At 71.9% G+C, this 18,346-nt stretch carries 18 protein-coding genes; 9 read left to right on the top strand and 9 right to left on the bottom strand.

Annotated elements, in window-relative coordinates:
- The first annotated feature begins 78 nt into the window (after window positions 1-78).
- From M8231_RS05520 to M8231_RS05480, 9 genes are all read left to right on the top strand, one after another.
- Window positions 79-2,361 (top strand): hybrid sensor histidine kinase/response regulator, encoded by a 2,283-nt coding sequence (locus M8231_RS05520; RefSeq protein ID WP_249750866.1) that lies wholly within the window; start codon window positions 79-81, stop codon window positions 2,359-2,361.
- A gap of 134 nt (window positions 2,362-2,495) precedes the next feature.
- Window positions 2,496-3,134: a 50S ribosomal protein L25/general stress protein Ctc gene (locus M8231_RS05515; RefSeq protein WP_249750867.1), complete on the top strand. Its 639-nt coding sequence runs from the start codon at window positions 2,496-2,498 to the stop codon at window positions 3,132-3,134.
- Between the two features lie 87 nt (window positions 3,135-3,221).
- Entirely contained in the window at window positions 3,222-3,842 is a 621-nt protein-coding gene (gene pth / locus M8231_RS05510) for an aminoacyl-tRNA hydrolase (protein ID WP_249750868.1), read from the top strand.
- 39 nt (window positions 3,843-3,881) lie between these two features.
- On the top strand, window positions 3,882-4,172 hold the full coding sequence (locus M8231_RS05505; protein ID WP_249750869.1) for a DUF3175 domain-containing protein: 291 nt from the start codon (window positions 3,882-3,884) through the stop codon (window positions 4,170-4,172).
- Window positions 4,173-4,204: 32 nt separating this feature from the next.
- Complete coding sequence (locus tag M8231_RS05500) at window positions 4,205-4,591, top strand: hypothetical protein (RefSeq protein ID WP_249750870.1); 387 nt, start codon at window positions 4,205-4,207, stop codon at window positions 4,589-4,591.
- A gap of 66 nt (window positions 4,592-4,657) precedes the next feature.
- Window positions 4,658-6,751, top strand: a complete 2,094-nt coding sequence (locus M8231_RS05495; RefSeq protein WP_249750871.1) for a TonB-dependent receptor family protein — start codon at window positions 4,658-4,660, stop codon at window positions 6,749-6,751.
- A complete protein-coding gene (locus M8231_RS05490) occupies window positions 6,748-8,115 on the top strand; it encodes a PepSY-associated TM helix domain-containing protein (protein WP_249750872.1) in 1,368 nt (455 codons plus the stop codon). Before M8231_RS05495 ends, M8231_RS05490 begins: the two co-directional genes overlap by 4 nt.
- Before the next feature lie 14 nt (window positions 8,116-8,129).
- Window positions 8,130-8,618 (top strand): copper chaperone PCu(A)C, encoded by a 489-nt coding sequence (locus M8231_RS05485; RefSeq protein WP_250202415.1) that lies wholly within the window; start codon window positions 8,130-8,132, stop codon window positions 8,616-8,618.
- An 87-nt stretch (window positions 8,619-8,705) separates the two neighbouring features.
- Window positions 8,706-10,937 (top strand): acyl-CoA dehydrogenase, encoded by a 2,232-nt coding sequence (locus M8231_RS05480; RefSeq protein WP_250202414.1) that lies wholly within the window; start codon window positions 8,706-8,708, stop codon window positions 10,935-10,937.
- A gap of 3 nt (window positions 10,938-10,940) precedes the next feature.
- Here the strand turns inward: M8231_RS05480 and M8231_RS05475 are convergent, their stop codons facing one another.
- The 9 genes from M8231_RS05475 to gspE all read right to left on the bottom strand — a co-directional run bounded on the left by M8231_RS05475 (window position 10,941) and on the right by gspE (window position 18,343).
- Window positions 10,941-11,405: a type II secretion system protein M gene (locus M8231_RS05475; protein ID WP_249750875.1), complete on the bottom strand. Its 465-nt coding sequence runs from the start codon at window positions 11,403-11,405 to the stop codon at window positions 10,941-10,943.
- Complete coding sequence (gene gspL, locus M8231_RS05470) at window positions 11,402-12,508, bottom strand: type II secretion system protein GspL (protein ID WP_250202413.1); 1,107 nt, start codon at window positions 12,506-12,508, stop codon at window positions 11,402-11,404. Before gspL ends, M8231_RS05475 begins: the two co-directional genes overlap by 4 nt.
- A complete protein-coding gene (gene gspK / locus M8231_RS05465) occupies window positions 12,505-13,461 on the bottom strand; it encodes a type II secretion system minor pseudopilin GspK (protein ID WP_250202412.1) in 957 nt (318 codons plus the stop codon). The genes gspL and gspK overlap by 4 nt, the downstream gene beginning before the upstream one ends.
- Window positions 13,462-13,484: 23 nt before the next feature.
- Window positions 13,485-14,075, bottom strand: a complete 591-nt coding sequence (gene gspJ, locus M8231_RS05460; protein WP_250202411.1) for a type II secretion system minor pseudopilin GspJ — start codon at window positions 14,073-14,075, stop codon at window positions 13,485-13,487.
- Window positions 14,072-14,428, bottom strand: a complete 357-nt coding sequence (gspI, locus tag M8231_RS05455; protein ID WP_249750878.1) for a type II secretion system minor pseudopilin GspI — start codon at window positions 14,426-14,428, stop codon at window positions 14,072-14,074. Before gspI ends, gspJ begins: the two co-directional genes overlap by 4 nt.
- Window positions 14,421-14,843, bottom strand: a complete 423-nt coding sequence (locus M8231_RS05450; RefSeq protein ID WP_249750879.1) for a GspH/FimT family pseudopilin — start codon at window positions 14,841-14,843, stop codon at window positions 14,421-14,423. The genes gspI and M8231_RS05450 overlap by 8 nt, the downstream gene beginning before the upstream one ends.
- A 214-nt stretch (window positions 14,844-15,057) precedes the next feature.
- Entirely contained in the window at window positions 15,058-15,480 is a 423-nt protein-coding gene (gspG, locus tag M8231_RS05445) for a type II secretion system major pseudopilin GspG (protein WP_249750880.1), read from the bottom strand.
- Window positions 15,481-15,638: 158 nt separating this feature from the next.
- Window positions 15,639-16,850: a type II secretion system inner membrane protein GspF gene (gene gspF / locus M8231_RS05440; protein WP_249750881.1), complete on the bottom strand. Its 1,212-nt coding sequence runs from the start codon at window positions 16,848-16,850 to the stop codon at window positions 15,639-15,641.
- Window positions 16,850-18,343, bottom strand: coding sequence for a type II secretion system ATPase GspE (gspE, locus tag M8231_RS05435; protein ID WP_249750882.1), 1,494 nt, complete (start codon window positions 18,341-18,343; stop codon window positions 16,850-16,852). The genes gspF and gspE overlap by 1 nt, the downstream gene beginning before the upstream one ends.
- Window positions 18,344-18,346: the final 3 nt, after the last annotated feature.

The following is an 18,346-nucleotide window of genomic DNA, read 5'->3' as shown; positions in this document are numbered from 1 at the left end:
GCGCGCGGGTCGGAAACCGTACCGTCGTACCTTTTCTTTAGGACTTTGCGGTGAAGCTGGGCGCAGCGAGGGGATGCCGTGCAGAGGTTCCTGGAAAGCCTGAGTCAAAGCCACGATTGGCGGCTGATCGTCCTGGCGGCGACCGTCTGCGTCGTCGGACTGAGCGCCGCCTTCTGGTTGATGAACCGCGCCTGGACCTGGGGCGGGGATCGCGGGCGTCGCCCCGGCCTGCTGGCCGCCGTGACGGCGACCGGCGCCGTGTGGACCACCCACTGCCTGATCATGCAGAGCTATGTGGTCGCCATCGACGCCCATGTCGCCTATGCGCCCCTGCCCACCCTGGCCTCCTTCCTGCTGTGCGCAGCCTCCGTGGGCCTGGCGATCGCCGTGACCTTCCGCGAGGACAGCCGGCGCATGAAGGCCGTTGGCGGCGGGCTGGGCCTGCTGGGCGTCGGCGTGATGCACTATGTCGGCCTGGCGGGGCTTCGCGCCTCGGCCACGTTGCAATGGAACCCCTGGCTGATCGCCCTGTCCTTCGTCGCGGCCGTGGCGCTGAGCGCCGGGGCCGGCTTCGCCTATCGTCGCGGGCCGCGACGCAGCCTGGCCGTGCTGGCCCTGTTCGACGCCGCCGCCATCGTGCTGCTGCATCTGCTGGGGCTGTCGGCGGTGACCATCACGCCGGACGAGGTCGGCGCCGCCGTCTCGGGCCTTTCCCCGGCGACCCTGAACGCCCTGACGCTGGTCGCCGTGATCGGCATCGCCTGGGCGGTGGGCCTGACGGCGTGGATGAACCACCTCTCGCGCCAAGGCGCCCTGAAGCAGATGCGCGAGGCCGTCGACGCCATGCCGGACGGCCTGGCCTTCTATGACGCCGACGACCGGCTGGTGCTGTGGAACGCCCGCTACGCCGAGGTCAACCGAGAGATGGAAACGCAGCTGTGGGTCGGCATGCCGTTCCGCGAACTGCTGCGGATCGGCCTCAAGGAAGGACGCTACGCGGACGCGCTGGGGCGGGAGGACGCCTGGCTGACCGAACGGCTGGCCGAGCGCCGCAAGCTTTCGGCGACGCTCGAGCAACGCATCGTCGGCGACCGGGTCCTGAGGATCCAGGATCGGCGCACCGCCGAGGGCGGCCTGGTCACCGTCTGCACCGACATCACCGACCTGAAGCGCGACGCCGCCGCCCTGGAAGAGGCGCGCGACGCCGCCCAGACCGCCAACGTCGCCAAGAGCCAGTTCCTGGCCAACATGAGCCACGAGATCCGCACCCCGCTGAACGGCGTGATCGGCCTGACCCAGGCCCTGGCCAAGACCGAGCTGAACGCCGAGCAGCGCGAGATGCTGGACCTGATCCAGGCGTCCGGCCGCAGCCTGCAGACCCTGCTGAGCGACATCCTGGACCTGGCGCGGGTCGAGTCCGGCAAGCTGGAACTGACCGAGGACGCCTTCCATCTGGCCGGCGCCGTGCGCGAGGCCGCCCAGCTCTACGCCGAGAACGCCCGCCAGAAGCGACTGGACTTCCACGTCGACATCGACGTGGACGACGCCCTGTGGATCCGCGGCGACGCCGTGCGGCTGAAACAGGTGCTGACCAATCTGATCTCCAACGCCGTGAAGTTCACCTCGCAGGGGTTCGTCAGCGTCACCCTGCAGCAAGGGCCCGAGCGCGACGGCGCGCCCACCCTGCGATTCGCCGTGGAGGACACCGGCATCGGCTTCGACGCCGCCACCCGCGCGCGGCTGTTCACGCGATTCGAACAGGCGGACGGGGGCATCACCCGCAAGTTCGGCGGATCGGGCCTGGGCCTGTCGATCTGTCGCCAGCTGGCCGAGATGATGGGCGGCGACCTGGACTGCGAAAGCGCGCCGGGCGGCGGTTCGTCCTTCATCCTGACGCTGCCGATGAAACGCTGCGCCCCGCCCGTCGCCAGGGACCAGGCCGACGAGCCCGTCATCGCCGCCCCCGCCCGCGTCCTGGTGGCCGACGACCATCCCACCAACCGCCGGGTCATCGAATTGATCCTGGCGCAGGCGCCCGTCGAGATCGTGATCGCCGAGAACGGCGCAGAGGCCGTCGAAGCCTGTCGTCGCCAGGATTTCGACCTGATCCTGATGGACATGCAGATGCCCGTGATGGACGGGCTGACCGCCACGCGCGAGATCCGCCTGCATGAAACGGCCATGGGCGCGCCGCGGACGCCGATCGTCATGCTGACGGCCAACGCCATGCCCGAACATATCGCCGCCGGACGCAGCGCCGGCGCCGACCGGCACCTGGCCAAGCCCTTCAACGCGGCGGAATTGCTGGCCATGGTGGCCGATCCCGCCGCCCTGGGGCGCAATCAGGCGCAGGCCGCCTGAAACCGACCTTAGGCGGTTGCGCGTCCGGCGCGATGCGTGTAATAGCCCGCGCTCTTGAATTCGAGGGTTCACACCCCCCGCCGCGCGGGCCCTTTCGTCAGCGCGGCGTTTCCGTTGTTTGTTGAGGCAGCCAGATGGCCGAGATCATTCTGAACGTGGACGTCCGTGAAGGCGTCGGCACCGGCGGCGCCCGCGCCGTGCGTCGCGCCGGCGGCGTGCCCGGCATCCTGTACGGCGGCGACAAGGCCCCGGTCGCCGTGTCGGTGAACGAGAAGGACTTCAAGAAGTCCCTCTACACCGGCAAGCTGCTGGGCCACCTGGTGACGCTGAAGTACGGCGACGAGACCCAGCCGGTCATCGCCAAGGACGTGCAGTTCGACCCCGTGTCGGACCGTCCGGTCCACTTCGACCTGATGCGCGTCGACGAGAAGGGCACCATCAAGATCGAGGTGCCGGTCCACTTCAAGAACCTGGAAGACGCGCCGTTCAACCGTCAGGGCGGTTCGCTGGAGATCGTCCGCCACGCCGTGGAAGTGTCGGTTCGCGCCGACCGCATCCCGGAAGAGCTGGTCGTCGACCTGATGAACCACAAGATGGGCGACACCATCCGCATCTCGGACATCGACCTGCAGGGCGCCGAGCCGACCATCACCGACCGCGACTTCGTGATCGCCACGATCAAGGTCTCGTCCGCCGCCCTGTCGGCCGCCGCCGATGAAGCCGCCGACGCCGAGACCGCTCCGGTCGCGACCGAAGAGAAGAGCGAAGACTAAGCGTCCCGCCCTTCACCAAGATCACGCCCCGCCCGGTCCGCCGCGGCGGGGCTTTTCTTTGACCGGCGCAGACGGCAAGAGGACGCCATGATCATCATCGCGGGGCTCGGCAATCCGGGCGCGAAGTACGAAAAGAACCGGCACAACATCGGCTTCATGGCGGCCGACGAGATCGCGCGCCGCTGGCGGTTCGGCGCCGAGCGGGCCAAGTTCCAGTCGATCGTCAGCGAAGGCGAGGTCGAGACGGCCGAGGGCCCGGTCAAGGTCCTGCTGATGAAGCCCCAGACCTATATGAACGAAAGCGGCCGCGCGGTCGGCGAGGCGGCGCGCTTCTACAAGATCAAGCCCAGCGAAATCATCGTCTTCCACGACGAGATCGACCTGGCGCCCGGCCGCTTTCGCATGAAGACCGGGGGCGGCGCGGCCGGTCAGAACGGCATCCGCAGCCTGATCAGCCACCTGGGTCCCGACTTCCGCCGCGCCCGGATGGGCGTCGGCCATCCGGGCGACAAGCATCTGGTGATGCCCCACGTGCTGGGCGACTTCCACAAGGCCGAGCAGCCGTGGCTGAACGCCCTGCTCCAGGCCTGCGCCGACGCCCTGCCCTTCGCGGCCGTCGGCGACGACGAGCGGTATCAGGGCGAGGTCATGCGCCTGGCCCCCGCGCCGAAGTTCAGCCCCCGGCAGGCGGCGCGCGGCGAACTCTAACGCCATCGGCGTGTTCCCCTTTCGCAAGGAGAACCCGCCATGCCGACGAAGAAATGGTCCCAGCACGTCACGGAAACCAGCGACGCCCTGGACGTGAAGCCGCACCTGTTCGAATCCGACGATCCCAAGACGATCGCGCAGTCGCTGAAGCGCAGCGCCGAGCACAGCCATCGCCGGAAGGGCACGCCGTTCCAGTCGGCGATGTCCATGCTGACCTTCTACATAAACCGCGCGGGCCGAAATCTGCCGGACAAGCAGGTCGAGGTGCTGGAACGCGCCAAGGACGAGTTGCGCGAGGCGTTTGGACGCGCGCCCAAGGCGTCGCACTAGGCCTGGCGGCCGAAAGGCCCTAAAGGCGATCCGTGACCCGCAGCCAGGCCGACAATTGGTCCGTCGCCCGATCGCTCGCCTTCCTGGCGGCGGTGTTCGCGCTCGCGCTCGGCACCCTGCTGCCGTTCGCCGCCCTGGCGGCGGCGCGCCCGGGCCATCCGCTGGTCATCTGCTCGGCCGAGGGCCCGCAGACCATCCAGGTCGGCGGCGTCGACGGACCGGTCCGGAAGGACGTGGGGGCCAAGTGCGCCGCCTGCGTCGCGCCCCTGGCCGCCGCCCTGCCGGCGCCGCCCGCGCCGGAGCCTGCGCGCCTGATCCGCCGCCTGGAGGCCGCAGCCTATGCGCCCGCCGCCGCCAGCCCCCCGCCGCCGGCCCGCGCGCCGCCGCGCCCGCCCTCCACCGCCCCGCCCCACGCCTGAAGCCGGACCCGTGAACCGCGCGCGGCCCCGCCGTGCGCCCGATCGACCCTGCCTTCGGGAACCCCCATGTCTTTCACACCCCCCGCGGCGCCGTGCGCGCTGCTGGCCGCGGCGAGCCTCGCCGCCCCCGCCCATGCCCATGCCCTGGCCCAGGCCTCGGCCCAGGCCCTGCCCCCGGCCGCCTCGCCCGTCGCCGAAGTCGATTCGGTGATCGTCACCGGCGCGCGCAATCCCGACGATCCCGCCGTCGTGGCCGAGGCGCGCGATCGGCTGAGCCGCACGCCCGGCGCCGTCGCCGTCGTCGCCGCGGAAAGTTACGAGGACCGCTACGCCCTGGCCCTGTCCGACACCCTTCGCTCGGTGCCCGGCGTCTTCGCTCAGCGCCGCTGGGGCGAGGAGGTCCGGTTGTCGATCCGGGGCTCCGGCATCGGCCAGAGCGTGCATCTGCGGGGCGTCCTGCTGGCTCAGGACGGCGTGCCGATCAATGCGGCGGACGGCTTCGGCGAGTTCCAGGAACTTGATCCGCTGATCGCCCGCTACACCGAGGTGTACAAGGGCGGCAACGCCCTGCGCTTCGGGGGCGCGGCGCTGGGCGGGGCGATCAACGTCGTCACCCCCACCGGCCTGAACACGCCCTATGACAACCTGCTGCGGTTTGAGGCGGGATCGTTCGAGACCCGCCGCCTGCACGCCGCCAGCGCGCGCCGTCACGGCGACTGGGACCTGTACGCGGCCGGGACCTGGTCGGGCGGCGACGGCTTCCGCGACCACCAGGAGGCCGACGGCAAACGCCTGACGGTCAGCGTGGGGCGTCAGCTGGGCCAGGATCGCGAGGTGCGGCTGATCGTGCAGGGCAATGCGCTGGACCAGGACCTGTCGGCGGGGGCGACGCAGAAGGATGCGTTGACCAATCCGCGCGCGGCGACGCCGGGCGCGGTGTCGTTCAACTATGGCCGCAACGTCGATTCCCTGCGCACCACGCTCCAGACCCGCTGGCGCTTCAGCGACAGCCTGGTGTTCGAGGGCGGAATCTATGGCTCCGACCGGGACCTTTACCACCCGGTGCCGGTGGTGGTGGACAACCACTATCGGACCTATGGCGGGTTCGGGCGGTTCGACTGGAACGGCCGGCTGATGGGCCTGCGCGCGGACGCCTTCGCCGGGGCCTACTACCGCACGGGCGATACGGACGCCCGGGTCTTCACCAACATCGGCGGCGGCCAGCGCGGGTTCAGGATCGGCGACACCCTGCAGCAGGCGTCCGGTTTGGACGTGTTCGCCGAAGGCCGCCTGTTCGTGACCGACCGCTTCGCCGTCATCGGCGGCGGCTCGTGGGGCCGGGCCGGGCGCGACCTCGACAACCATCTGAACCCGGCGAACGACGCCGACACGACCTACGACTGGTTCGCCCCGCGCATCGGCCTGCTGTGGGAGGACGACAATGGATCGCAGGTCTATGCCAACCTGACCCGATCGGTGGAGCCGCCCAGCTTCTACGACCTGGTCCAGAGCCCGGTTCCGCAGTTCGTGCCGCTGGACGAACAGAAGGCCTGGACCGCCGAGATCGGCGCGCGCGGCCGGCGGGGCCCCTTCCGGTACGACATCTCGGCCTATCGCGCCGCGCTGAAGGGCGAACTGCTGAACTATGTCGTGACCGCCGACATTCCGGCCGCGACCTTCAACGCCGGCGACACCGTGCACCAGGGGATCGAGGCCGGCCTGGACTGGCGGTTGATGGAGGGGGGACCGGGACGCCTGACCCTGCGCCAGACCTATACCTGGTCCGACTTCTTCTTCGACGGCGATCCCGTCTATGGGGACAACCGGCTGCCGATCATCCCGGAGCACGCCTATCGCGCCGAACTGAAATACGATCATCCGGCCGGCTGGTTCGTCGCGCCGGCGGTCGAGTGGGTTCCGCGCGACATCCACGTGGACTACGCCAACACGGTCAAATACCCCGGCTACGCCACGCTGTCGCTGAACGCGGGGATCGACCTGCCCCGCGGCGTGACCGTCTTCGCCGACCTGCGCAACCTGACCAACGAGAAATACATCTCGAACGCGGGCGCGGTCGTGGACGGCGTCACGGGGGCGCAGGATGTCTATCAGCCGGGCGAAGGCCGGGCGGCGTTTGTCGGCATGAGGGTGACGTGGTGAGCGCGACCGAAAACCCGGCGTCCGGAGACCTGTCCGGCGCCTACCGGGCCGTCTGGCGCTGGCATTTCTATGCGGGCGTGCTGGTCATGCCCTTCCTGATGCTGCTGGCGCTGACGGGGGGCCTCTATCTGTTCAAGGACGAGATCGACCAGACGGTCTATCGCTCCCTGATCCAGGTTCCGGCGCGCGCGGCCCAGGCGGACCCGGACGCCTGGGCCGCGGCGGCGGCGCAGGCGGGCGGCGGCCGCGCGGCGAACGTGCTGCTTCCGGCGGCGCGGGACCAGGCCGTGCGGGTCCGGGTCGACCGCGCCGACGGATCGCAACGAACCGTCTTCGTCGACCCCCACACCGCCCGCGTCACCGGCGTGACGGCCTATGGCGGCGTCACCGAAACGATCAAGCGGCTGCACTCGCTCAGCCTGTTCGGCCCGGCGATGAACCTGGTGGTCGAGATCGTCGCCGGCTGGGCCGTCATCCTGTTCGCCACGGGGCTTTATCTGTGGTGGCCGAGGGGGCGGGCGGGCGTGGCGGTCCTGGCGCCCAGGACAGGCGACGCGCGACGGCGGCCGTTCTGGCGCGACCTGCACGCCCTGACCGGCTTCTACGTCGGCGGGGTGGTGCTGTTCCTGGCGGTGACGGGAATGCCGTGGTCGGCCGTCTGGGGCGACCGATTCCTGAACCTGATGCGCGAGAGCGGCCTGGGTCGCCCGCCCGCCCCGGCCGCCGCCAGCGCCTGGAGCCACGCCAAGCCGCACGACACGCCCGCCGGCGTGGGCTGGACGATGGAGCACGCCGTCATGCCCGGCCCCATGGCCCACGATCCCAGCCTGGGCCGCGTCGTCGCCACTGCGGACGCCGGCGGCCTGCCCCGACCCTATATCGTCAACATCCCCCAGAGCCCCGACCTGGCCTGGACGGTGGCGCGCCAGACGCGCAGGGCCGAGGACGCCCGCACCCTGTACGTCGACGGCCAGACCGGCGCGGTGAGGGCCGACATCCGCTGGAGCCAGTTCGGCGTCGGCGCCAAGGCCTTCGAATGGGGCGTCGCCGTGCACCAGGGCCTGCAGTACGGCCAGATCAACCGCATCGTCATGCTGCTGGGCTGCGTCGGCGTCTGGGTCCTGGCGATCAGCGGGCTGGTCATGTGGTGGAAGCGCCGCCCGCCCAGCCTGTCGCGCGCGCGCCTTGGCCAGGTGCGCCTGGGCGCCCCGCCCGCGCCGCCCGGCCCGCGCGTCCGCGCCGCGGTGCTGGGCATCGTCATTCCGCTATCGATCCTCTATCCCCTGACCGGCTTGAGCCTGATCGCCGCCTTGTCCCTGGACTGGGCGATGCGACGGTTGCGCGCCCGGTCCGTCATCGCCTGAAAGGAGACCCGACCATGAAACGCCTTCTCATCCTGGCCGCCGCCCCGCTCGCGCTCGCGGCCTGCGGGCCCGCCGCCCAGCCCGCCGCCGAGAGCCCGCCCGCCGCGGATCAGGCCGCCGCCGTCGTCGTGACCGACGCCTGGTGTCGCGCGACGCCGAACGGCGCGCGGGCCGGCGGATGCTTCGCCACCTTCACCGCCCGCACCGACGACCGGTTGACCGGCGGCTCCACCCCCCGCGCCGCCCAGCTTCAGATCCACGAGATGACCACCGAGGGCGGCATGATGAAGATGGGCCCGATCGAGGGCGGCCTGCCCCTGCCGGCCGGCCAGGCCGTCGCCCTGGCGCCGGGCGGAAACCACATCATGCTGATGGAGTTGACCCAGCCGCTGACCGACGGAGAGACCGTGCCCCTGACGCTGTCCTTCGCCGCGGCGCCGGCCGTGACCGTGCAGGCCCAGGTCCGCCGGGTCACGCCGGGCGGCGACGGCCACCACGGCTAGGGCGTCCTGCGTCATGCGGTCCGGGCGAAATATCTGAACCTTGGCCGCATGACAGCCGTTGGGAGGGGACGTCTCTGGAGTCCCCTCATGTCCTTTCGCAAAGACCGCCTGTCCCGCCCCATCTATCACTGGGCCAAGACCGTCCTGCCCGAGATGTCGGCGACCGAGGCCGAGGCCATCGAGGCGGGCGACGTCTGGTGGGACGCCGAACTGTTCACCGGCGCGCCGGACTGGGAGGCCTTCCTCGACATTCCGCCCGCCGAGCTGACCGAAGCCGAGCAGGCCTTCATCGACGGCCCGGTCGAGCGGCTGTGCGCCATGCTGGACGACTGGAAGATCACCTGGGAGGACCAGGATCTGCCGCCGGAGGTCTGGGCCTTCCTGAAGCGCGAACGCTTTTTCGGCATGATCATCCCGAAACGCTATGGCGGGCTGGAGTTCTCGGCCTACGCCCATTCCGAAGTCGTCCGGAAGATTTCGACCCGCTCCACCTCCGCCGCCGTCACGGTGATGGTGCCGAACTCGCTAGGGCCGGGCGAACTGCTGATGCAGTTCGGCACGGACGAGCAGCGCGATCACTGGCTGCCGCGCCTGGCCAACGGCCGTGAAATCCCGGCCTTCGGCCTGACCAGCCCCGAGGCCGGTTCCGACGCCGCCTCCATGACCGACGAGGGCGTGATCTGCGAGGGCGAATATCAGGGCCGCAAGGTGCTGGGGATGCGGCTGAACTGGAGAAAGCGCTACATCACCCTGGGCCCGATCTCGACCGTGCTGGGGCTGGCGTTCAAGCTGCGCGACCCGGACGGCCTCCTGGGCGGCGAGGAGAACCTGGGCATCACCGTCGCCCTGGTCCCGACCGACACCCCGGGCGTGACCATCGGCCGTCGGCACCTGCCGTCGATGCAGGCCTTCATCAACGGGCCGAACGAGGGTCATGACGTCTTCCTGCCGCTGGACGCCGTCCTGGGCGGACGCGAGCGGATCGGCCAGGGCTGGATGATGCTGAACGCCGCGCTGGCGGCCGGGCGGGGCATCTCCCTGCCCTCGCTGTCGTCGGCCGGCGCGGCCCTGGCGGCGCGCACCACCGGAGCCTACGCCCGCGTGCGCCAGCAGTTCCGCATCCCCATCGGCGAGTTCGAGGGCGTGCAGGAGCGCCTGGCCCGCATCGCCGCCAACGCCTATCTGCTGGACGCCGCGCGGCGCTTCACCTGTTCCGGCCTGGCGCTGGGGCATCACCCGTCCGTCGTCTCGGCCATCATGAAGCATGGCGCGACCGAGCGGATGCGGGTGGCCGCCAACGACGCCATGGACGTCCACGCCGGCAAGGCGGTGATCGACGGGCCGAACAACTATCTGGGCAACTTCTATCGCGCCGTGCCGGTGGGCATCACGGTCGAGGGCGCCAACATCCTGACGCGCAGCCTGATCGTCTTCGGCCAGGGGGCGATCCGCGCCCATCCCTATATCCTGAAGGAAATGCAGGCCCTGGCCGAGCAGGACGTGGAGAAGGGCCTGGCCCAATTCGACGCCGTCTTCTGGACCCACGTCGTCCACACCCTGCGCACCGCGCGCCGCGCCTTTACCAGCGCCTGGACCGACGGGCTGTTGGGCGAGGCGCCGACCGGGGGGGCGGCGCGCCGCTACTATCGCCGCATGGGCCGCTACGCCGCCGCCTTCGCCCTGGCCTCGGACATGGCGCTGCTGACCATGGGCGGATCGCTGAAGCGGCGCGAGATGCTGTCGGCCCGCTTCGGCGACATCCTGTCCGAACTCTACATGATGAGCGCCGCCCTGAAGCGCTGGGAGGACGAGGGCCGCCAGGCCGAGGACCTGCCGCTGCTGGACTATGTGATGCAGGACGGCTTCCTGACCATCGAGCGGCGGCTGAAGGAAATCCTGGACAACTTCCCCAACCGTCCGGCCGCCTGGCTGCTGAAGGTGTTCGTGCTGCCGTTCGGGGTCATCCGCACCGGGCCGCGCGATCACACCGTGCGCGCCTGCGCCCGCCTGATCCTGGAGCCGTCGGCGACGCGCGACCGCCTGACCGAGGGGGTCTATATCGGCGACGAGGCGGTGGGCCGGCTGGAGCAGGCCTTCGACCTGGTGGTGCGGACCCAGCCGATCCACGACCGGCTGAGGGCGCGTCGCATCCGCGATTGGCGCACGGCGGCCGAACAGGGCCTGCTGACGCCCGAGGAGATGGCGCTGCTGAAGGACGCCGACGACGCCGTCGCCGACGTGGTCGCGGTGGACGACTTCGCCCCGGAAGACCTGGCGCGGGGCGCCCGTCCCCGCTCCGTCCCCCATGCGGCCGAATAGCGCCTAGCGCGAGACGAGCGAGCCTTCGACCGTCAGGGTCGCGTCGGCGTTCTCGACCACGCTGAGGCTCTGGACCTCGACGCCCTTGTCATGAAGGGCCGACAGCCAGCCGAAGGCGGCGGCCGTCTGGACGCCGGTCAGGCTGAAGCCCAGGGCGCCGTCCGCGGCCATGCCCATCACCGGCGTGACGCCCGCCTGGGCGCTGGCCGCGTCGACCGCCGCGCGGATGTCGCCGGCGGCCGCCGCCTCCGACGGCGCCCGCTGGGCTGCGCGCTGGACCAGGATCAGGGCGTTCTCGGCGCGAAACCGATCGCGCGCGGCCGCTTCCCGCCACGCCCAGGCGGGGCGCACCACCGCCAGCCAGACCAGCACCGCCAGCACGGCCAGTCCCATCACGGCCAGCATCCGCTGCTCGCGCAGGGTGCGACCCTCCCACCAGGCCAGGGCCGTCGACGTCAGGCGGTTCATGCCGGGCCTCCCACGATGACTTCGCTGACCACGCGGCCGCCGTCCTCGACCGTGCTGGTGTCCGACAGGCCGAGGCCGCCCGCCTCCACGGCGGCGCGCAGGGCGTCCAGATCCTGGAACGCCGGATAGCTGACGGTGGCGCGCAGGCCCTGCTCGGGGTCGGCCGACAGGCCGTCCAGCTCGGCGCCCTCCACCTGCTCGACGGCGGCGAACAGCGCCGCGGCGCCCGCGGTGAAGCCGCCGGGCGGCGGCGCCACGGACAGACGCCGCTGAATCTCGCCGATCGGATCGTCGGCGCGCGCCGCCTCGGGCCAGGTCTCGGCGATCAGGGCGCGGGTTCGCCGGTCCGCGCGGTCGGCGGCCAGACTGTCGCGCGCGGCGTGCGCCAAGGTCAGCACCAGGGGCGAAGCGACCACCGCCGCCGCCAGCACGGCCGCCAGCCGCCAGCCGCCCCGAGACGCCGCGCGGGGCCGGACCAGGGCGGTCAGCAGATCGACGGGCGGATGGAGAGCCGTCGCCGCCAGCCGGTCCTCGACCGCTTCCTGGCCGTCGATCCAGGTCACGCGCCGGTCGCCGGCCACCGCCGCAACCAGGTCGGCCTGCACCGAGGCGGCGAAGGCCCCGCCCCGCAAGGCGACGTCGCCGCCATAGCGGATGGCGTTCAGCTGGCCCTCGGCTTCGGGAACCGGCGGCGTGAGGCAGTCGGGAACCAGGGCCGCCGGCTGGACGCCCAGCGCCCGCAGATAGTCGAGCCAGGCTTCCAGCAGCACGCTCGACACGGCCGCGACCAGGCGCGGGCCGCCGTCCGGCCCGGTCGGCCCCAGGGCCACGGCCAGACGCTCGGGATCGCCCGCCAGTTCGCCCTTCAGGGCCCAGCGCGCGGCGGCCCGCACCTGGTTGGCGCCGCCGACCGGCAGGTCCAGCCAACGCACCAGCACGTCCGCGCCGGGCGCCACCGCCACGGTGCGAAGGTCCGGCGTCGGATCCGGCGCCTCCAGGCTCAGCGATCCGCGCTGCAGCACGCGCCCGCGCGGGTCGACGATCAGGAAGGGCGCCGGCAGGGCCGCCGTGGGCGGAATCAGGACGAGGCGGGTCTGGGTCATTCTTCAGGAATCCAGCGTCGGATGACGGTGCGCACGCCGCCGTCGGGGGCGGCGTAGAGAAGGGCGGTGCGGACCGCGCGGGCGCCGCCGTAGTCGACATCGACGCGCAGGTCGAAAAAGCGGGTCAGCAGGGACGCCTGGCCGCGCATGGTCTCGTCGGCCGCCACGCCGCGCAGGGCGGGCTGGGCCCAGAAGGCGTCCATCGTGGCCCAGCCGCCGGGCGGCCGCGCCGCGATCGCGGCCTTGGCCTGGTTCAGCCCCAGGGCGCCGCCGGTCATCATGACCAGCAGGGGCGCCTGCTCCGCCGTCAGGGTGTTCAGGTTGATCGGCGACACGCCGCTGACCGGCAGGGCGCAGATCAGCGGGCGCAGGCGGCGATAGAGCGCCTCGTCCATGCCGGCCACGGCGCGCATCTCGCTGACGTCGGCCAGCATGACGCCGCCGGTGCGGTACGGCGTGGCCAGGCCGGCGTAGCGCGCGTCCTCTCCCCCGCCCGGCGAGACGTCGGCGTCGCCGTCCATCCAGTCGGTCAGGGCCCCCGCCAGCGCCGTCATCCGGCCCCGAGGCGCGCCCAGCGCGGCGCCCAGGGCCACGAAGCGCGCCTGGGCCTCCGGATTGGCGACCAGATCCTCGTCCTGGCCCACCACCAGGCTGTTCAGGTTGAAACAGGCCTGGCCGTCGGTCACGACCGCCCGGATCGAGCCCTCGTCGATCGGAAAATCGAGCACGCGCCCGTTCCAGCGCGGCTCCAGCGGGGTGCGGGCGGGATCGACGGCCATCAGGTCGGCGATCTGGCGGCGCGCCAGGGCCTCGGCGCCGGCGGCGTACCACTGGGCCTGCGCCTGCGTCTCCACATTGGTGGTCCGGCGCACGGAAAAGCGGATGTCGTCCAGGATCAGCACGGCCACCGCCGCCATCACCGCCACCAGCAGCAGCACGGTCAGAAGGGCCATCCCCTGTCTGTCGGCCGCGCGCCTCATCCGGCGGACACCGCGAACAGCTGGTCGACCCGGCCCAGGCCGTCCAGCGTCATGACGATCCGAACCGCCTGCGGCAGGGGCCGGTCGCGGCTGGACAGGAAGGCCGGCGCCTCGGACCCGTCCTGGATGAAGGTGACGGCGACGTCGCTGACGCCGCGGTACAGCACCTGCGGCGGACCGGCCCGCGCGCCGTCCAGATAGGTCGAGGCGCGCCGTTCCAGCCGGTTCTCGACCACCCGGTATTCCACGCGCTGGAGGCCGGGCCGGGCCGCACCGTCGGGATTGCTCCATCCGGCCCGGACCAGCGTCAGCACCGGATCGCCGGGAACCGTCTGGCCCATGAGGGCGCGCGGCAGGGGGCGGCCGGTCGGCGCGCGGGTCCGGCGCGGCGCGGCCTGGGCCAGGTCCGCCTTCAGCAGGGCGCGCATCCTTTGCAGTTCGGCGATGCGCTCGGCGTGCTCGTGCACGATGAAGCGGGTGTCGATCGTGCGCGCCAGCACCAGGGCGCCCGCCGCCGCGATCAGGGCGAAGACGGCCAGGGCCACCAGCACCTCGACCAGGGTGAAGCCCCCGCGCGCGCGCCTCATGATCCCGCGCTCCGGAACAGGGTGCGATCCGCCGCCAGGCCGTCGTCGTCATAGACGGCGATGTCGATGCGGCCCATACCCGGCACGGCCGTGCCGCTGACCGTGCGCCGCCAGCGCCAGGCCTGACCGGCCATCTGGACCTGGCCCGAGGTTTCTCCCGTCGGCAGGCTCTGGGCGGTCATGGCCTCGACCGCCAGGTTCTCGGCGACCACGCCCCCCAGGGTCCGCGTCTCCACCCGGGCGGCCGAGCGCACGCCCTCGCCCGACAGGTTCAGCAGCGCCATCGCCGCCAGGGCGAAGACCGCCAGCGCGACCAGAAGCTCGATCAGGGTGAAGCCGCCGCGTTCAGCCATCGACCGCCACCTCTCCGGCGGCGTCGACGCGCACCGACACGACCTGGCCCTCGCGCGACAGCTCGACCTGGGCCGGTTCGGCCCCGCCGGTCTCGTCGAAGACGATGCGGACGCCCCGACGCGGCGCGCGCACGTCCTCGCCCCACGCCTGGGGCGCGAACGGGCCGTCCAGCGGCGTCCACGCGTCGCCGTCGAAGCGGGCGAACGCATACCCTTGCGCGTCGGTCGAGGCCGACACCATGCGGTTGGTCAGTATGGCCTCCTCGCGCGCGCGAACCAGGCGGGCGGCGAACCGCTCGGCCGTCTCGCCGACGGCGGGCCGGGGGTCGGGCATGGACAGCACCACCGCCCCCGCCGCCAGGCCGATGACCACCAGCGTCATCATCAGCTCGACCAGGGTGAAGCCGGCGCGCATTGTGTTTGCGCTAGCGCTCGCCGCGCGGCGGCTCGCTGCTTGAGCGCGGACGGGTTGGTTTGCGCCAGCGCTCGCCGCGCGGCGGCTCGCTGCTTGAGCGCGGGCGGGTTGGTTTGCGCCAGCGCTCGCCGCGCGGCGGCTCGCGGCTTGAGCGCGGGCGGATTGGTTCGCGCCAGCGCTCGCCGCGCAGCGGCGCGCGGCTGGGGCGCCAGTGTCAGGCCTGCCAGTTGCCGAGGTCGGCGTCATCGCCCTCGCCTCCCGCCTTGCCGTCCGCGCCGAAGGAGAAGACGTCGAACTGGCCGCCGTGGGCGCTGCGGCGACGGTACTGGTAGGGGTTGCCCCAGGGATCGGTCGGCAGGCGCCGCACATAGCCGCCCTGGCGATAGCGCTCCGGTCGGGTCAGGTCCGACGGCGGCGAGACCAGCGCCTGCAGGCCCTGCTGGTCGGTCGGGAAGGTCAGGTTGTCCAGCCGATAGGTCTCGATGGCCTGTTCCAGCACCGAGATGTCGGCCCGCGCCTTGCCCAGCATCGCCTTGTCCTGGCTGGGCAGGACGTTCAGGGCCACGACGGTGGCCAACAGGCCGATGATGACGATGACCACCATCAACTCCACCAGGGTGAACCCCTGGCGGTTCATTCTTGCGCTACCGCGCGCCGCGCGGCGGCGCGCGGCTTGAGCGCGGGGATTTCCTGTCGCGCCCCGCTGGGCCGCGCGGCGGCGCGCCATGGCGAACGTCCTCAAGCAGCGAGCCGCCGCGCGGCGAGCGGTAGGACCAAAAAACATGAGCGACTCCCTCACCCCATCGCCAGGGTGTTGATCTGAAGGATGGGCAGCAGGATCGACAGCACGATCAGGGCGACCACGCCGCCCATCACCACGATCACGGCCGGCTCCAGCAGGCTGAGCATCACGGCGGTGAAACTGGCGAACTCGCGTTCCAGATAGTCGGCGGCGCGTTCCAGCATCGGCTCCAGCCGGCCGCTGCTCTCGCCCGAGGCGGCCATATAGACCAGAATCGGCGGAAAGACGTCGGCGCGGCGCATGGCGGCCGACAGGCCGCCGCCTTCGCGCACCGCCTCGGCCATGCTTTCGGTCGCCTGACGCAGGGCGTGGTTCGACACGGTGCGGGCCGTGATGGTCAGCCCTTCCAGCACCGGCAGGCCGGCGGCGATCATGGTCGACAGGGTGCGGGCCATCTTGGCCCCGTGCAGGTCGCGCGTCAGCCGCCCGACCAGGGGCGCGCGCAGCCGCCAGCGGTCGAAGCGCAGGCGAAGACCGGGGTTCCTCAGGGCCATGACGCCGCCCGCGACCAGGCCCGCCAGGCCCAGCACGATCAGCCAGCCCCAGGTGCGCATGACGTCGGACAGGCCGATGACCAGGCGCGTCAGCAGCGGCAGGGTCTGGTTCATGCTGTCGAACTGGTCGACCACCTTGGGCACGACGAAGACCATCAGCGCCGTCACCACGCCCAGGGCGACGACCGCCAGGACGGCCGGATAGACCAGGGCGGTGACGACCTTGCCGCGCACCTGCTGGTCGCGTTCCATATCGTCGGCCAGCCGCTCCAGGATCGGTTGCAGCGTACCCGACCGCTCTCCGGCCGAAACCATGGCGCGGTACAGCGGCGGGAAGGCGCGGCCATGCTGGCCCATGGCGTCCGCCAGGGTCCGCCCTTCCAGCACGCCGGCGTGAACCCCTTCCAGCACCCGGCGGACGACCGGCCGATCGGCCTGCAGCGCCAGCGTCCGCAACGCCTCCTCCAGCGGCGAGACGGACACCAGCGTGGCCAGCTGGCGGGTGGTCAGGGCCAGGGCCTTGGCCGACAACCGGCCGCCGGACCGCGCCGGGCGATCCCCCCGCGCCGCCATGCGGGCGGGCGTGACCTCCAGCGGCATCAGCCGGCGCCGCCCCAGCAGGCCCCGGGCGGCGGCCTCGTCGGCGGCGTCCAGGGCGCCCGAGACCGTACGGCCCGCGCCGTCGACGGCCACATAGTCGAACGCCGCCATCAGGCCGCCTCCGCCGGATCGGTCGCGGTTTCCTGCCGGGCGACGCGGACCGCCTCCTCGACCGAGGTGACGCCCGCCAGCACCAGGTCGCGCGCCCGGTCCGACAGGGTTCCGCCCTGCTTGAAGGCGGCCTCGACCAGGGCGTCCTCGCCGGCCTCGGCGGCGATCAGGCGGCGGACCTTGTCGGTGACCTTGAGCACCTCGTACAGGCCGACCCGGCCGATATAGCCGGTGTCGGCGCAGTGGGCGCAGCCGTGCGGCCGCCAGATCGTCACGCCCGCCTTGGCGCCGATCAGCCGGGCGCTCGGCTCGTCGGCCTTTTCGGCCATGCGGCAATGCGGGCACAGCCGCCGCACCAGCCGCTGGGCCACGACCAGCCGCAGGGTCGAGGCCAGCAGGAAGGGCTCGATCCCCATGTCGCGCAGACGGGTCACGGCGCCCGCCGCATCGTTGGTGTGGACCGTCGACAGCACCAGGTGCCCGGTCAGAGACGCCTGGACGGCGACGCCCGCCGTCTCCACGTCCCGGATCTCGCCGACCATGACCACGTCCGGATCCTGGCGCAGGATGGCGCGCAGGCCGGCGGCGAAGGTCATGCCGACCTTGGGGTTCACCTGGGTCTGGCTGACGCCGTCGATGGCGTATTCGACCGGGTCCTCGACCGTCAGGATGTTGCGCGCGCCGTCGTTCAGCAGCGCCAGGCCGGCGTAGAGGCTGGTGGTCTTGCCCGAGCCGGTCGGTCCCGTGACCAGGATGATCCCGTTGGGTTCGGCCAGGGCGGCGCGGAAGGCCGCCAGGGCGTCGTCCGCCATGCCCAGCCGGTCCAGCGTCAGGCCGGCCTGATCCTTGTCCAGGATGCGCAGCACCACCCGCTCGCCCCCTCGCGACGGCAGGGTCGACACCCGCACGTCCAGCGTCTTGCCGCCCAGGGCCAGGGGGATGCGGCCGTCCTGCGGAATGCGCTTCTCGGCGATGTCCAGCCGCGCCATGACCTTGATGCGCGACACCAGCAAGGGCGCGATGCGGGGATTGAGGCTCAGCGCCTCGCGCAGCACGCCGTCGATCCGCATCCGCACCACCAGCGCCGACTCGTAGGTTTCCAGGTGGATGTCCGAGGCCCCGGCCCGCACCGCCTCGGCGATGATCCCGTTGATCAGGCGGATGACCGGCGCGTCGTCGGCCGTGTCCAGCAGGTCGGCGGCGGCGGGGATGTCGTCGATCAGGCTGTCCAGCCCGGCCGGCATCTCCAGGTCGTCGTCGGCGGCGTTCAGGTGGTCCCCGGCGTAGATTTCCGACAGTTGCCGGTCGAAGGCGGCGGGGCTCAGCGGCTCCACCGACAGGGGGCGGCCCAGGGCGCGCCGCGCCTCGATCAGCGCGATCGGGTCGGCCCCCTCGCGGACGCCCACGCGCGCGATCTCCCCGGCGTCCAGCAGCAGGACGCCGTGACGCTTGGCGAAGCCGTACGGCAGGCTGGGGCTGACCAGGGTGATCATGAT

The organism is Brevundimonas albigilva, assembly GCF_023573565.1.
GTDB classification, from domain to species: Bacteria; Pseudomonadota; Alphaproteobacteria; order Caulobacterales; family Caulobacteraceae; genus Brevundimonas; species Brevundimonas albigilva.
This window is presented reverse-complemented; position numbering and strand designations above follow the sequence as displayed.